Origin of the sequence: Gilliamella sp. Imp1-1 (assembly GCF_001690415.1) — a bacterium.
In the GTDB taxonomy this organism is placed as follows: Bacteria; Pseudomonadota; Gammaproteobacteria; order Enterobacterales; family Orbaceae; genus Gilliamella; species Gilliamella bombi.
Genome location: NZ_LZHK01000092.1, coordinates 1 through 16,066, shown reverse-complemented (window position 1 = coordinate 16,066; position 16,066 = coordinate 1). Strand labels below are relative to the sequence as shown.

The 16,066-nt window shown below is 35.4% G+C and carries 16 protein-coding genes, 1 tRNA gene and 1 pseudogene; 13 read left to right on the top strand and 5 right to left on the bottom strand.

All coding sequences use genetic code 11. The annotated features are described in order from the left end of the window. Positions 1-98 precede the first annotated feature (98 nt). Together ychF and rsmI are read right to left on the bottom strand one after the other, a co-directional pair. Entirely contained in the window at positions 99-1,190 is a 1,092-nt protein-coding gene (ychF, locus tag A9G38_RS07900) for a redox-regulated ATPase YchF (protein WP_034910937.1), read from the bottom strand. Positions 1,191-1,395: 205 nt separating this feature from the next. After that, on the bottom strand, positions 1,396-2,223 hold the full coding sequence (gene rsmI, locus A9G38_RS07895; protein WP_034910935.1) for a 16S rRNA (cytidine(1402)-2'-O)-methyltransferase: 828 nt from the start codon (positions 2,221-2,223) through the stop codon (positions 1,396-1,398). Between the two features lie 417 nt (positions 2,224-2,640). Here rsmI and nlpD point away from each other — a divergent pair, with 417 nt between their 5' ends. The 8 genes from nlpD to A9G38_RS12580 all read left to right on the top strand — a co-directional run bounded on the left by nlpD (position 2,641) and on the right by A9G38_RS12580 (position 10,077). Further along, complete coding sequence (nlpD, locus tag A9G38_RS07890; protein ID WP_034910932.1) at positions 2,641-3,711, top strand: murein hydrolase activator NlpD; 1,071 nt, start codon at positions 2,641-2,643, stop codon at positions 3,709-3,711. A 118-nt stretch (positions 3,712-3,829) separates the two neighbouring features. Beyond that, positions 3,830-4,582 carry a 2,3-diphosphoglycerate-dependent phosphoglycerate mutase gene (gene gpmA / locus A9G38_RS07885; RefSeq protein ID WP_034910929.1) on the top strand — a complete coding sequence of 251 codons (753 nt, stop codon included), beginning with the start codon at positions 3,830-3,832 and terminating at the stop codon, positions 4,580-4,582. 113 nt (positions 4,583-4,695) lie between these two features. Further along, a complete protein-coding gene (locus A9G38_RS07880) occupies positions 4,696-5,274 on the top strand; it encodes a thymidine kinase (RefSeq protein ID WP_034910926.1) in 579 nt (192 codons plus the stop codon). A 178-nt stretch (positions 5,275-5,452) separates the two neighbouring features. Further along, on the top strand, positions 5,453-6,661 hold the full coding sequence (locus A9G38_RS07875) for an aldose 1-epimerase family protein (RefSeq protein ID WP_034910924.1): 1,209 nt from the start codon (positions 5,453-5,455) through the stop codon (positions 6,659-6,661). A 237-nt stretch (positions 6,662-6,898) separates the two neighbouring features. After that, positions 6,899-7,492, top strand: a complete 594-nt coding sequence (locus A9G38_RS07870) for a UbiX family flavin prenyltransferase (RefSeq protein ID WP_034910921.1) — start codon at positions 6,899-6,901, stop codon at positions 7,490-7,492. A gap of 18 nt (positions 7,493-7,510) precedes the next feature. Next, positions 7,511-7,948, top strand: coding sequence for a hypothetical protein (locus A9G38_RS07865; protein ID WP_034910917.1), 438 nt, complete (start codon positions 7,511-7,513; stop codon positions 7,946-7,948). Between the two features lie 645 nt (positions 7,949-8,593). After that, entirely contained in the window at positions 8,594-9,529 is a 936-nt protein-coding gene (locus A9G38_RS07855; RefSeq protein ID WP_176713248.1) for a hypothetical protein, read from the top strand. Positions 9,530-9,951: 422 nt separating this feature from the next. Beyond that, positions 9,952-10,077 (top strand): hypothetical protein, encoded by a 126-nt coding sequence (locus A9G38_RS12580; protein WP_255307114.1) that lies wholly within the window; start codon positions 9,952-9,954, stop codon positions 10,075-10,077. 114 nt (positions 10,078-10,191) lie between these two features. On the opposite strand, the gene fabB is transcribed toward A9G38_RS12580, so the two are convergent. Next, positions 10,192-11,403: a beta-ketoacyl-ACP synthase I gene (fabB, locus tag A9G38_RS07850; RefSeq protein WP_034910913.1), complete on the bottom strand. Its 1,212-nt coding sequence runs from the start codon at positions 11,401-11,403 to the stop codon at positions 10,192-10,194. Between the two features lie 262 nt (positions 11,404-11,665). Between fabB and A9G38_RS07845 the strand changes: the two genes are divergently transcribed. Beyond that, on the top strand, positions 11,666-12,931 hold the full coding sequence (locus A9G38_RS07845; RefSeq protein ID WP_034910911.1) for a putative DNA modification/repair radical SAM protein: 1,266 nt from the start codon (positions 11,666-11,668) through the stop codon (positions 12,929-12,931). 2 nt (positions 12,932-12,933) lie between these two features. Continuing rightward, positions 12,934-13,749, top strand: coding sequence for a TIGR03915 family putative DNA repair protein (locus A9G38_RS07840; protein ID WP_034910908.1), 816 nt, complete (start codon positions 12,934-12,936; stop codon positions 13,747-13,749). A 115-nt stretch (positions 13,750-13,864) separates the two neighbouring features. Here A9G38_RS07840 and A9G38_RS07835 read toward each other — a convergent pair whose 3' ends face one another. Further along, positions 13,865-14,623, bottom strand: a complete 759-nt coding sequence (locus A9G38_RS07835; RefSeq protein ID WP_034910906.1) for an MlaA family lipoprotein — start codon at positions 14,621-14,623, stop codon at positions 13,865-13,867. 126 nt (positions 14,624-14,749) lie between these two features. Here A9G38_RS07835 and A9G38_RS07830 point away from each other — a divergent pair. The 3 genes and pseudogenes from A9G38_RS07830 to A9G38_RS07820 all read left to right on the top strand — a co-directional run bounded on the left by A9G38_RS07830 (position 14,750) and on the right by A9G38_RS07820 (position 15,915). Then, a tRNA-Arg gene (locus A9G38_RS07830) sits at positions 14,750-14,821 on the top strand. Between the two features lie 335 nt (positions 14,822-15,156). Next, positions 15,157-15,498: pseudogene (locus A9G38_RS07825) on the top strand (tyrosine-type recombinase/integrase); the annotation flags it as partial. Positions 15,499-15,510: 12 nt separating this feature from the next. Then, the gene (locus tag A9G38_RS07820; protein WP_051634183.1) at positions 15,511-15,915 is read left to right on the top strand and encodes a hypothetical protein; all 405 of its coding nucleotides are present in this window, start codon (positions 15,511-15,513) and stop codon (positions 15,913-15,915) included. On the opposite strand, the gene A9G38_RS12885 is transcribed toward A9G38_RS07820, so the two are convergent. Next, positions 15,899-16,066 carry an IS3 family transposase gene (locus A9G38_RS12885; protein ID WP_081297953.1) on the bottom strand — a complete coding sequence of 56 codons (168 nt, stop codon included), beginning with the start codon at positions 16,064-16,066 and terminating at the stop codon, positions 15,899-15,901. The genes A9G38_RS07820 and A9G38_RS12885 overlap by 17 nt on opposite strands.

Genomic DNA, 16,066 nt, shown 5'->3' with positions numbered 1-16,066 from the left:
CTACGTTTAAGTAAAAAAATAAATTTTATATCAATATTAATTAGTTATTATGGATATCAATATAACAACGTCGCCAAAAGGCGACGTAAAATAATCAACTATACATTAAATAAGAAGTTCATAATATCGCCATCTTGCACGATATAATCTTTACCTTCAGCACGCATTTTGCCAGCCTCTTTAGCTCCTTGTTCACCGCCGTATTTAATAAAATCATCAAAAGCAATGGTTTGCGCACGAATAAAGCCTTTTTCAAAATCGGTATGAATTTTGCCTGCTGCTTGAGGGGCGGTATCGCCAACCGAAATTGTCCATGCACGAACTTCTTTAACACCTGCGGTAAAATAAGTTTGCAGATTAAGTAAGCTATAGCCAGCACGAATTACACGATTTAAGCCTGGTTCGGTTAAACCTAAATCTTGCATAAACTCATCACGATCGGCATCATCAAGTTCAGCAAGTTCTGCTTCAATTGCAGCACAAACAGGTACGACAACAGCTTTTTCTTGTTCTGCTATTGCTTTTACTTTATCTAAATAAGGGTTATTTTCAAAACCATCTTCATTCACATTAGCGATATACATTGTTGGTTTTAATGTTAAAAAACTAAGGTATTTGATGGCTTCAAGTTCTTCTTTGCTAAGATCTAATAAGAGTAGCTTTTTGCCTTGCTCAAGATGAGGTAAACACTTTTCAAGGATTTCCACTTCAAATTTGGCGTCTTTATCACCACCTTTAGCGCGTTTTTGTTGGCGAGTTATTGCTCGTTCACACGCTTCAAGATCGGCTAATGCTAGCTCGGTATTGATAATTTCGATATCTTCAGCAGGATCGATTTTACCCGCAACGTGGACAATGTTCTCGTTTTCAAAGCAACGCACTACATGACCGATAGCTTCTGTTTCACGAATATTAGCTAAAAATTGATTTCCTAAACCTTCGCCTTTTGATGCGCCTTTAACAAGCCCAGCAATATCAACAAATTCCATGGTAGTAGGTAATGTGCGTTGTGGTTTAACAATTTTAGCTAACTCATCTAAACGGGGATCGGGCATTGGTACAACCCCAGTATTTGGCTCGATAGTACAAAACGGAAAATTAGCCGCTTCAATGCCAGCTTTAGTTAGTGCGTTAAAAAGTGTTGACTTACCTACATTCGGTAATCCGACAATCCCACATTTAAATCCCATACTGTTTGTTACCTTTTTTGTTTTAAAATATCTTAAAAATAAGGGGCGATTATATACTAAATTGCGCTATTTGTGCTAATCTTCTTATCAATAAATCAACCGATAATTAAGCAAATTAGTAATAATTATTTAGTTTATTATCCAGTCAACGCTTTCTAAAAACCGTTTTATAAGCCATACCAAGTAATGTTACTTAACGACCCAATTATTGTTCGGAATCTAAACCAATTTGATAAAGTTGATTTTTTTTAAGTCCATATATTTCAGCAGTAATGGCTGCTGCCTTTTTTAGCGGTAATTCTTTTTGCAATAGTTTAAGGGTACTAATTGCCTGAGGATCAATATCATCATCGCATTTGATATGACCTTGAACAATCAATACAAATTCACCTTTTTGACGAGAAGTATCCTCGTTTAGCCAATTAATCAGCTCATTAACCTTAAAACTGACAATGGTCTCCCATGTTTTGGTTAGTTCCTTAGCTAAAATGATCTGCTTATTAGCTCCCCAAATAGTTTGCATATCGTTAAGCGTGTCTAATAAGCGATGTGTTGATTCATAAAAAATCATTGTTCGAGGTTCGTCCAACAATTTTACAAGACAATCTTGGCGAGCTTTAGCTTTAGCTGGTAAAAAACCTTCATAAATAAACTTATCTGACGGCAACCCTGATGCACATAAAGCAGCAATCGCAGCACAAGCACCAGGAACGGGAACTACTTTTATGTTATTTTCGCGACAAGCCTTAACTAAATGATACCCGGGGTCATTAATTAACGGAGTGCCAGCATCAGAAATCAAAGCAATTGATAAGCCAGATTTAAGTTTTTCAATCAAAATATTGGACTTTTCTTGTTCATTATGATCATGTAAAGAAAACAATTTTGCTTTTATTCCAAGATGTTGTAAAAGTAAACCACTATGGCGAGTATCTTCAGCCGCAATAAGATCGACACTTTTCAGTGTATTGATGGCTCTGAGCGTAATATCATCTAAGTTTCCGATGGGGGTGGCAACAATATATAAAGTCATTTTTTTAAATCACATTAAATTTTTATAGAAATACGGCAAAGGTACTGTACGAAAACCTATTTTATTGTATATACTCATTACATTCAAAATAAATCCGACAAAACCAAAATAAATAGTTAATTAAAAGTAGAAAAATAGCTTGCTTATAACAAAATTAAGCATAAGCTGACTGGGATTATGCCTTTGGATAATAAAGAAATTATATTAGCTCAGTTTGAATTTTGATGGTTATAGAACGCAAGAATAATCAAATAACAAATTTAAGGTTTTCATCGTGAAATTCTAGATGAATTTATTGATTTAACTAATAACTAATTAATATAATAGCGTTTTTACTATAAAAACGCTAAAATGTGCTGATAAAATAAGATGTATAAATGCTATTGAACGCAAAATAGTCAAAAACAAAATTTACGAATGAAAGGTGTTGCTTTGAAAAAAATACTTACATTAAGTTGCTTAAGTTTGTTGATTGTTGCTTGTACGCAAACTGAGCAGGCCGAAATCGAAGATATTTCTGGCGCAGGTGGATCATCAACTTCTTCTGTCTATACCAAACCACCTGCCAATATATCAACAGGCGGTAGAACTGTTTCTACTCCTGCTAACCACAACCTTCCATCATCAAAACAGGCGACGGTTTCAAATTCCAACACCGCTAACAATACTAGCACGGTGATTAGTAATGAGCGTATTGTCTATAATCGTAATTACGACGACATTCCAAAAGGCGGATACCAAGGCGATACTTACACTGTTAAACGAGGCGATACTTTATTCTATATTGCATGGGTAACTGGTAATGATTACCGTTCACTAGCAGCTAGAAATAATATCAAAGAACCATTTGCCGTTAATGTTGGACAAGTATTAGACGTTAGTGGTGGAACTGTTGTAGTAACACAAAAAACCACAACCAATAACACAACCACAAATAAATCAAACAACAATAATTCATCTGTAGTGATTGGACAAGCTAAAACTAAACCAACAATAACCAAAACAACAACGACTTCAATTACCACAATAGATAAAAATAAACGTCCAACAACAACTGAAACAACTGAAACAATTACTGAACCGCTCGATGATTCTACTAGAAGTCCAACTATAAATTCAAAGGCAGTCAATATTTCATGGCGATGGCCTGCACGAGGCAAGATTATTGAGAAATTCTCAAAGGCAAGCAAAGGTATTGATATTTCGGGTTCAATTGGCGATAAGGTTTTGGCTGCGGCTGATGGACGCGTTGTTTATTCTGGTAATGCGTTACCAGGTTATGGTAATTTAATCATTATTAAACATAATGATGACTATTTAACAGCATATGCGCATAACCAATCTATATTAGTAAAAGAACAACAAGCCGTTCGCGCAGGTGAGCAAATAGCCACAATGGGTGCAACTGGCACTTCGTCAGTTAGATTACACTTTGAAATTCGTTACAAAGCGCAATCAGTTGACCCGTTAAAATACTTACCCAAATAATAAACGTTTTGAGTCAGTCTGGTTGGCTCAAAACAAATGGGCATGCACGGTAATAACCTAGCATGTCTATGACAGAATATACCAAAAATTTAATCTACGTAACAAAGGAGTTATATTCATGGCAGTTAAAAAATTAGTGCTAATTCGACATGGAGAAAGTGTTTGGAACCAAGAAAACCGTTTTTGTGGTTGGACTGATGTTGATTTATCTGATAAAGGTAACAAAGAAGCGGCTGAAGCAGGTAAATTACTTAAACAAGAAGGTTTCACATTTGATTATGCCTACACTTCAGTATTAAAACGTGCAATTCACACATTATGGCACGTTTTAGACGAAGTAGATCAAGCATGGTTACCTGTTGAAAAAAGCTGGAAGCTAAACGAACGTCATTATGGTGCATTACAAGGTTTGAATAAAGCTGAAACAGCAGCAAAATATGGTGATGAACAAGTAAAATTATGGCGTCGTGGCTTTGCAATTACACCTCCTGCACTTGAAAAATCAGATGAACGTTTCCCTGGTCACGATTCACGTTATAGCAAACTACCTGAATCAGAATTACCATTAACCGAAAGCTTAGCATTAACTATTAAACGTGTACTACCTTACTGGGAATCAACAATTGCTCCACGTGTAGCAAAAGGTGAACGTGTTATCATTGCCGCTCATGGTAACTCACTTCGTGCATTGGTAAAACATTTAGACAACATCAGCGATGATGATATTATCGAACTAAACATCCCAACTGGTGTGCCATTAGTGTATGAATTTGATGACAATATGAAAGTTATTAAACACTACTACCTAGGCAATGCTGACGAAATCGCTGCAAAACAAGCTGCTGTTGCCAACCAAGGTAAAGCAAAATAATTATTCAATAAACTATTAAAGAGGTAGGTTATTTAACTTACCTTTTTTATTATCCAAATTATCATTTTATTTAACCACTTTTATTGATTTAATCTAATTTCGAGAACTTAATTTTGTCTAAAATCTATTATATATATGGCGTAATGAATGCCGGAAAATCCACAGAGCTTTTACAAATTGACCATAATTATTTAAGTAATAATATGCAGACTTTATTACTTAAATCATCAGTCGACACTCGTGACTCGGCAGTTGAAATTGTTTCTCGCTTAGGATTACGCAAAAAAGCGTTACAGCTTGATGACACAACGGTTGATGAAATTATTGAGCATATCAAACAAAGCAATTATGCCTGTATACTAATCGATGAAAGCCAGTTTTTATCGCGTAATACTATTTGGAAGTTATCTGATGTATGTGACGAATATGGCGTACCAATCATGTTTTTTGGTATCAAAACCGATTATATGGGACACCTGTTTGAAGGTTCTAAAACACTACTTGAAATAGCCGACAATTTTAGAGAGCTCAAAACTGTATGCTGGTGTGGCAAAAAAGCAACTATGATTTTATTGGAAGGACAAGACGGTAAAATTGTTAAATTCGGAAATTCTATTCATCTAGGTGATAGCGAATACCACTCAGTATGCCGAAAACACTGGAAAGCAGGGCAAATAAGGCCTAAAAACTGATCCTCTTAAAATTTCACACTTATTTCTTTCAACAAATTGCTTGTACATATGCAATATGCTTTTGGAAAAGTGTGAATAAACTCTCATTTTTGCGATTTTCTTTTTGTTGATTCTTTTTATTTTATGTCATATTAACTGACACGATTCAGTATTATTTTGTTAACTATGAGGAATCACCATGAAAATCAAAATTATTTCACTAGCTGTTGTGATTAGTTTAGTTAGTTATAATGCCAATGCTAAAGAATTTGTATTAACTGATAACGAAAAAGGTATTGCCAAAGGTAATTGGTCAGTTTCAAATCAAGATTTAGGAATAAAAGGTTCAAAATTCGCTATTCAAAATACGATCCTTAAAGGTGGTAAACAAGACGGAACTGAACTACTAACAATTTCTAGTGATAATTTCACTATTAAATTAATTCCAACTCGTGGATTAGGTATTTTGTCTGTTGTTGGTGATGGTGTTCGCATGGGATGGGATTCACCAGTAGATGAAGTCGTTCATCCTAAATATATTAACTTAGAAAGTCGGGCAGGGCTTGGTTGGCTAGACGGTTTTAACGAAATGATGGTTCGTTGTGGTTTTGAATGGACAGGCCATGCTGTGCAAGATAGTGGCATCATGTATACGCTTCATGGTCGTGCGCAAAATACACCTGTTTCTAAATTAATTGTTAATGTATCGGACAAAGCACCGTACACCATTACAGTTAAAGGGTTAATTAAAGAAAATACTTTCAAAAAAAGCAATTTAGAAACTTGGGCATCGCTGATCTATGTGCCAGGAAGTAGAGAATTTACGGTCCACGACGTTCTCACTAATAAGAGTGATTATATCCGTGATTATCAAATCATCTACCATAGTAATTTTGGTACACCTATTCTTGAAGATGGTGCTAAATTTGTTGCACCAGTTAAAGAAATATCTCCATTTAACGATTATGCAAAAGGTGGCCTTAATACGTGGCAAACTTATCTAGGTCCAACTAAAGATTTTGATGAAATGGTATTTAATGTTTATCCTTTTTCTGAGGAGAATGGCGAAACACAAGTTATGGTGACCAATAAAGCAGGTGATAAAGCAGCTGGTATTAGTTTTAATACTAAACAGCTACCCGTACTATCATTATGGAAAAATACCGATACCCTCAAGCAAGGCTATGTTACAGGCTTAGAGCCAGGCACCAGTTTCGCTTATCCAGTGACTATCGAACGTGAGCAAAAACGTGTACGTCAACTTAAACCAGGACAAAGCACTGAATTTACTTTAACTTATAGTTTATTATCTAGCAAAGATGCTGTAACAAAATATGAACAAAAAATAAAAGCTATTCAAGGTAAGCAAGAAACAAAAATTGTAAATGAACCAATAGCTAAAGAGTAAATTATTAAAAATGGCTACCAACCTTATATGGTAGCCATAAAACAACTTAATAATCTCAACACTTTTCCCTTATTTTAATATTCATGATAGTAGCCTTAGCTACTTGATTCACTATCAATAGATAGGTATAGTCACTAAATTAATAACTAGCTTTAATATCACTTATTTTTGAATGTACAATATAATTTGTAGGCTAAATAAAATAATGATTAACAATTTTATTAATATAGGATAAACATGACTCTCCAGCGGATAGTGATTGGCATTAGTGGTGCAACAGGGTTTGCTTATGGAATAAAAGCGTTAGAGCTTTTAAAATCACTTGATATTCAGACTCATTTAGTAATATCAAAAGCAGCACAAATAACGCGTGCTTACGAATTCCCTAACACCAGCATAGCACAAATAGAATCACTAGCTGATAAAGTATATTCTGTCAACAATATTGGTGCGGCCATTGCAAGCGGATCGTTTAAAACTATGGGTATGCTAATTGCACCTTGCTCAATGAGGACTCTAGCTGCCATAGCACATGGCTTATCAGATAACTTACTTACTCGTGCTGCTGATGTTGCATTAAAAGAGCGTCGTCGCTTGGTATTAATGGTTCGTGAATCACCCTTAAATTTAACGCACCTAAAAAACATGGAAACCGTGACACTTATGGGTGGTGTAATATGCCCGCCAGTACCAGCTTTATATCAGCATATTGAATGTTTGGATGATATCATCACCCATAGCGTAGCAAGAGCACTTGACCTATTTGATATTAACATCCCATCGCTACCACGATGGGGCGAAGATCTGCACCTAAACACTAAAACCGAATAACACCAATAAATAAAAAATATGCAAGCCGACTCTAAAATCATAAAATTTATTAAAAATAATCATGTATTATCGCTAAACGTAATCTTACCTGACAACAAACCATGGGCATGTAACACCTTTTATGTTTTTGATGAATCGGTAATGTGTTTGTATCTTCTTTCCGAATTAAAAACTGAACACGCTAAAGCCATGTTAACAAACCCACTAATAGCGGGCACGATCAGTATTACGCCTAAGACGGTTGCACAGATCCAAGGGATCCAATTTCAAGCTCAAGCAACACGATTACAAAAACAACAAGCTGAGCATGCCTATGCGCTATATTATCGGGCATTTCCCTTTGCAAGAGTTATCAAAGCACCAATTTGGGCATTACAGTTACATTATGTGAAAATGACGAATAATTTGCTGGGATTTGGGCGTAAAATTTATTGGAAAAAAGAAAAAGATTTTTAGATTTCTCTAAAAACTATAATCTTACTCCCCCTTCCTGTAATTAACTGATCTTCAATGGAAAATTCAATAAAATCAATGAACCACCTGAACGATTTTAGAGTAAGAAAGACGGATATAGCACCACAATGCTAATATGCCTACCTTATCAGAGCGTCAAAATATACCGATAACGAAATAAAGCTAGCACGCCAAACTGGGCTGTTGGGTGTGTTTGTGTTTTAGATGTTATCAGCAATATTAATCATTCCGCAAAAGTTAAAAAGTCCTAAAGCTAACACCCTATTTTAATTAAAAAATTCACCTATCTATAAAGCCAATCGTTTTTATTTTTACATTTCTTTACAAAAAAGTCCGCCAAAAAAACTAGTCAATCACCCCTTAAACGGCTATACTTTCATCGCTTCAGAAAAATGAGCTTATCAAACAAGCAAATAATTATAAAAAATTCAAATAAAACAAAATATTACTTGACAGGTAAAACGAAATGCAGTACCATTTTAGGCACAAGGCACAAGGCACAAGCACTGGCAAACCTATGTCTTAAATTTATCAAATAATCCTATTCGACAAGTTTTTACTCGAAATTTATTTATATCTTCGAAATTATCGCTCAAATCACCTAAAACAGCTTTGCTAGTATTAGCATTGTTATTATTGTCATTTTCATCGAATTTACAGGCATTGAATGGTAAAATAGCTCGAGCGGATAATCGTAGTGATGCAATAATGCTACAACCGTCGCCAGTTATCAATTATGTAAGGCCAAATCTATTTTGGGGTGATTGGGATAGCGGCGACTTTGCAGGCCCAGCTGACATATGGAATCCTTATAAGGGCTTTTTAGTACAATCAATCAATCCTGAATCATACAACCTCAATTTTCCAACTACAGGAGCGCATAATTTATATTTTGATTTACTCATAAGTGGAGTAGATATAAATGAATTGACATGGGAACCCGTTACTTTGGGGGGAATTACTGCAACAGTGACAAATGTTGTAGCTAAGGATCGGTGGATTCCTTATGCAGATAGGGGACAAGTTGTAGCACGTGTTAAGCTAACAGGTCCAGAGGCAAGAAATCAATGGGACAATCCGAATCCTAGCCCAATTGCTAAGCCAAGGTTACCACAGACGTTTGAGTTAGTGGGTAGAGATATTAGTACCGGTGATGAGGTAGTAAAATATGGATTTGTGTTAAAGCAGTGGTTCGTCAATCGGGGGATGCCAGGGGGCATTTATAGTGACCATTTAGCATGGTGTAATAGTTTGGGTTATCGAATGCCACGGGTAAGAGATTTAACCAATGCAGTTTGTTCTGGTTGGGGTTCAACAAGTATGTGTCAAGGCGCAGTAGGCGCCAAACCTAGCTCATCAGGTAATCATTACCAGCGTCACATAGGCGCTGGCTTTTTCACGGAGTGGGGCCCCATGGAATTATTCACTGATGCGGGCTTCGTCTACGGAGTCTTCTGGACGAGCGACGCAACAGGTAGCAACCAGTTCCATGTCGGGAACAACGGCTACGTCGGCAGCTACGGTGCCGGCTACTTCCGCGATGGCGTTTGCACCGCACCTTAGCTTTTAGCGTTTAGTTCTTAATCCTTAGGGTGCGGAAGGGGGTTACGGTGCTTGAGAGGATAATATAACAAAGAATAAAGCCCCCGCGTAAGTTGGGGCGCTGAGCAGGCAAAGTCTGTGAACCTTGTGCTTTAATGACAGAAAATCAAAATAGCACCCCGACCGATACGACTTAAAAACTTGCGCTTTTGTTATTAACTGACTGTTATTAACAAGTTATTATTAAATAACTATTATCAAATAACAAAAGCGCTTTTATTAAAAAGCCAAATGCAACGTAATAAAAAAATAACTAGCCTATAAATGTTTGATTTTATTTAGAAATGCAAATAAAAACTTCAATAAAATCAATAGTCTACCTGAACGATTTTAGAGCAAAAAACACACTTATAGCACCACAATGTTAATGAGTTTGCCTTATCATGGCGTCAAAGCCGAATGCAGGTAATTGTGTGGATGTCAAAAAGATAAATAAAATTGAAGCTATTGTTAAAACCGAAACTTTGTTTGTTACTATTGGTTTTATTGATAAGATTGCTGCTGAATAAACACGGCTATTTTTAAGTAACGTTTTATAAATATTTAATTTTTATTATCAATCCTACAAAAAACCGTTCAATCTAGAACGGTTTTTATTGATTGATATTAATTAAATTTACTTATTAGGCTTTATATTTTTTCATTACAATTGAGGCATTAGTACCACCAAAACCAAAGCTATTTGACATGACTGTTGTTAGCTCACGCTCGGTCGGTTCAGTAATAATGTTCATGCCGATTGCTGCTTCATCAAGTTCATCAATATTGATACTTGGTGTAATAAAGCCATGTTCTAACATTAATAATGAATAGATAAGCTCTTGCGCACCTGTTGCACTTAATGAGTGACCAGTCATTGATTTGGTTGAAGAAATAGCAGGGATGTTATCGCCAAATACTTGTTTGATTGCCCATAATTCTTTGACATCACCAACTGGGGTTGATGTGCCGTGGGTGTTGATGTAATCAACTGGTACATCTAAATCTTGAATGGCAAGTTGCATACAACGCATTGCGCCTTCTCCTGATGGGGCAACCATGTCATGACCGTCTGATGTTGCGCCATATCCAACCAGTTCGCCATAAATATGAGCACCACGAGCAAGCGCATGTTCTAATTCTTCAACCACAACCATCCCTGCACCGCCAGCAATAACAAAACCATCACGGTTTTTATCATAAGCACGTGATGCCTTTTCTGGGTTATCGTTATATTTTGTTGATAAAGCGCCCATGGCATCAAATTCGCAAGACATTTCCCAGCAAAGTTCTTCACCACCACCCGCAAAGACGATGTCTTGTTTGCCAAGTTGAATAAGTTCAGCAGCGTGACCAATACAGTGAACTGATGTCGCACAAGCAGATGTCATTGAGTAGCTAATCCCTTTAATTTTAAATGGAGTTGCTAAGCAAGCCGAAATTGCCGACGACATTGATTTAGTTACAGCATAAGGACCTACACCTCGTAATCCCTTTTCTTTCATTCCGGCTACTACATTGTATTGTGTTTTAGTTGAGCCACCATAACCAGCAATTAAGCCAGTACGAGGGTTAGAGACTTGTTCAGGGGTTAATTTTGCGTCTTCAATAGCCTGTTGTAAAGCAAGATAACCGTAGATAGAAGCATCATTCATAAAACGAACAACTTTGCGATCAATGAGTCCAGTAGTGTCAAGTTTTACATTTCCGCATACATGGCTACGCATCCCGCTATCTTTCATTTCTTGAGAAAAGGTAATACCACTACGACCTACTTTTAGTGATTCTAAGACTTCTTTAGTATTATTTCCAATACTTGAAAGAATTCCTAACCCTGTAATTACAACTCGTTTCATTTACTATTTAGCTCCTAAGTTATCTGGCTTCATATAAAAAAGTCTGTTGATTATAGCGTACAGTTGTAAGCTGAACAATACCTTGCCATGTTTTTATTTATATCTTTTGATATTGCCTTAATTCTTTATATAAAAGTAATCAAATCAATAGAATTGCCTACGTAGCGTAGGTAACAGTGATTTTGTCGACAATATTTACTTGCTAAGCTTTATATGATTATTATACACTGTATATATAAACAGTTATTTTAATGGGCACAATATGAACGAAAAAATGATAACTAAACTTGAGATATTAGCTGAATCGGCAAAATATGATATTTCTTGTTCATCAAGTGGCGCTTCAAGAGGTAATAAAGGTAAAGGCATTGGTAGTGCACATAAGTCTGGTATTTGTCATACATTTACTGCCGATGGGCGATGCGTTTCGTTACTTAAAATTATGCTCACTAATTATTGTATGTTTGATTGTGCTTATTGTATTAATCGTCAAAGTAATGATATTCCAAGAGCAGGTTTTACACCACGTGAGTTGGCTGATGTGACCATTGAATTTTATCGCCGTAATTATATTGAAGGTTTATTTATTAGTTCAGGCATTGTAAGAAGTCCAGATCATACTATGGAAAGAATGATTAAAGTGGTAAAGATTTTGCGAAATGAATATGGTTTTAATGGCTATATTCATATGAAAGTGATTCCTGGTGCTAGTAATGAGTTAATTAATCAAGCAGGTTTATTGGTTGATAGAATGAGTGTTAATTTAGAAATTCCAACTGAAGAAAATCTTAAATTATTAGCACCTGATAAAGATCATCAAAGTATCTATCAGCCTATGCGACAAATACATCAGAATGTGTTAGAAAATATCGAAGATCGCAAAAAATTTCGCACTGCCCCCAAATTTGTACCAGCTGGGCAAAGTACTCAAGTTATTATTGGCGCAACCGATGAATCCGATAAACAGATTTTGCAATTAACCGCCAAGCTTTACAAACGACCAAGTATGAAACGAGTTTATTATTCGGGGTTTATTCCTGTGAATGGTTACGACAAGCGGTTGCCTGTTGTACAAGATGTACCAAGAGTGCGAGAAAATCGTTTATATCAAGCCGATTGGTTATTGCGTTTTTATGATTTTAATGTTGATGAAATTGTTAATGATCAATATCCTGATCTTGATTTAAGCGTTGATCCTAAACTGGCTTGGGCTATACGTAATCCGCAGTTTTTTCCCGTTGATGTTAACCGTGATAGCTATCAAAAAATTTTGCGAGTGCCAGGTATCGGTGTTAAATCGGCCAAGTTAATTGTGATGGCAAGACGTCATCGTAAGCTTACTTTTGATGCGCTTAAACGTATTGGTGTTGTTTTAAAGCGAGCAAAATTTTTTGTTGTTTGTCATGAAATGAGAAAATTTAAATTGCTTGATTCTTCGGCCGAATATATCCGACTATCGTTGCAAGATCCGCCTTTGTTAGAAGATAAACAAGATAATATTTCACAGCAATTAGTCATGGAGTGGTAGACATGTTGGCGTTTTATTATGATAAAAGCTTTGAAGGATTGCTATGTGCGGTATTTGATGCTTTTAAACTCAAAAAGATGCCTGAATGCCTGTTGGCTATTGGGCAGGTTCAACCGCTATTAGTGTCTAATAGGCATAATGTTGAATTTTGTGATCTTAAATATGAGCGTGTACGTTTGGCGTTAATTAATAAGATTAGTAAAGCGGCGCTTCGTCATTTAATGTATGTTTGGTTATCAGAATTGCCTGAAAGTGATTTAATTGTTTTTCGTTATATTTGCAAGGTATTTAAATCATCTAAATCAATCGAAACGGATTTTGCCGATAAAGATGTGTTATTTGTACATGATATTGCCAAAAAAGTTAGTCGGGAGCGACATCGTATAATGCAATTTGTACGTTTTAGTGCAATTGACAATCCTCTTAAAGATACGACAATGCCTAATGAAAGGGAAGATAAGATCTATTTTTCGAATATTGCTCCTATTTATAACGTATTGCCTTTGGTTCTTAAATTTTTTAAAGATCGTTTTGCCGATCAAAAGTGGGTTATATATGATGAAAAACGCAAATATGGTTATATCTATAATTTACACAGTATTGAACCGATCTCGCTCGTTGATAAAGATGATCTGATTATTAATAGTCAGGTGAATCAACATTACCTATCTAAGGACGAAGTACTATTTCAGAATATGTGGTTACGCTATTGTAATGCATTAACTATAAAAGAACGAATCAATCCTAAATTACAACGTCAGCAAATGCCAAGCCGATTTTGGCAATATTTGCCAGAAATGAAATCAATCTCAAAATAAATATGTAAATAAAAAATCATTAAATTAGTATCATCATAAATAAAAGAACATAAAAAACCGCCAATTAACGGCGGTTTTTAACATGATTTAATAAAAGCGTATAATTTAACAAAAGTTATTGTGAATCGATATCATTAATAACATCATTAATCGATTCTTCACGTTGTTTCTGTTTATTTTCATCTACTTTACCACCCGATGCGATAAAGTCATTACGCTGGAAGTAAGCATTACGCATAAAGTTATAAGGATCATCGCTATTTTTAATCAGATCTTCATACTCGATTGCCATTGCACGTGCTTCAACACCATTAATTACACCACGTGCCAACATCCATTGCCAATCTATCCAAACAAGTGGAGGATAAAGGGTGTCAACAATACCACCACCTTCTTCTCTCAATGTTGCTGAACCATAAAATGGCAGTACAACATAAGGACCATAAGGTACATCGTAATGACCAAGAACATCACCAAAAGTTCGTTTGCCGCCTTTTTGTAATTGTGGATCAGACATGCTAGCAACATCCATCAAACCAGCAAAACCGAAAACGGTATTTAAAAAGAATCGTACTAAATGTGTTCCAGCTTTATGAACGTCACCTTGTAATAAGTTGTTCACCATTGAAGCTGGTTCAGAAAGGTTAGATGAAAAGTTAACTACACCTGTACGAACAGGAGACGGAACATAATCTTTCCAAGCTACTGCGGCAGGACGCAAAACATAGGGATCAAGCGCATAGTAGTTAACATCAAACATGGTTTTGTTAAAACCTGATAACGGATCACTATAGGAATTAGTTTCGGCTTGATAAGTAGCACAACTTGTGAGTGCCATTACAGAAAACATCATACCAACAATTCGTTTTTTCATAGTATCTTCGATTAAAAGTAATGAGGTTAATTATGATGCGATTGTATCATGATTACTTAAAATAGAAAATTTTTCGTTATTTAAATGGCATTATCTAATAAAATTTATTAAAATGTACAACCCTATGACCTCATAGTTAAATGGATATAACAAGCCCCTCCTAAGGGCTAGTTGCAGGTTCGATTCCTGCTGGGGTCGAAATTATACCGTTCAATAAAATTCAAAACAATTAGTCATGTTGGAATGATTTTTTAATCCAAAATCAAATATAAAAATCTTATTACTATTTGGTTATACGTTAAAAAAATGTTTTAATTTAACTATTTTATTTATAAGGGTATTTGGGTGAAAGTGACAGGGTTCACCATAAAATAATTTATCATTTTTCACCATTTTAATTCTAGTTAATAAAATTATAAAATAGAGAACATTTATTGTTGGTATTAATTGGGCTATTATTACTAATTATTAAAATAGTGGGATGGAAATGGATGTATATTTTGTATTCATTACATGGGCAAATGCTTAAAGATGGTAAAATCACCTATATTAACACCAAAGACAAACGTAATCGAACCATTCCAATTAGTAACAAACTCTTTAACGAAATTCCTAAAAAGAATAGTAACTTATTTACTCCCTGTTATTCAGCGTTCCGCTCGGCAATTGAGCGTGCAGGAATAGAATTATTAGATCGACAATTAACCCACGTATTACATCACACTTTTGCTAGCCATTTTATGATGAATGACGGTAATATTTTAGTATTACAAAAAATCCTCGACCACACCAACATCAAAATGACCATGTGCTACGCACATTTTGCACCTGATCACTTTGAAGATGCGTTAAGGTTGAATTTGTTGAATAATTGAAAGGAAACCTCTATGAAAATTTTATTTTGTAATATCGGTTGGATGAAACATTATCGAGGACAAACGTCAGATGACCAGATTATCAATGGCGGTAGTTATAATGAAACAGGTGTTGGGCTAGAAGTGACTAACTTCTATCGAATAGACAATTATTGCTATGGTTATGTTTACGTAAAATCTCAATCGCTTGATTTATCTAGAATAGCAAAAGAAGAAGTGGTAAATAAAGATTTTATTGATGACGTTTGTATCGTATGGGTTGCAAAAAGTCCAAAAGGAAAACGGTTTATTGTTGGATGGTATAAAAATGCAAAGGTTTACGGAAAACCTCAACATTTATTGAATAATGACGATAAAAACCCTGATATTATTGATTACTGGTTGGAATGGCAACACATTTTCAAACAAAAAAATTAAGGGGTAAGTGTTTTTTAAATTCAACGGGAGGCAAGTAGCCTAACGAAGAATGTAATCGTTTATGATTATACCAATAAGCATAAGCCGAAAAAGCGCGTTGTAATTCAGCCGTTGAGTTGAAACGTTGGCCTTTTACAAATTCCGTTTTAAT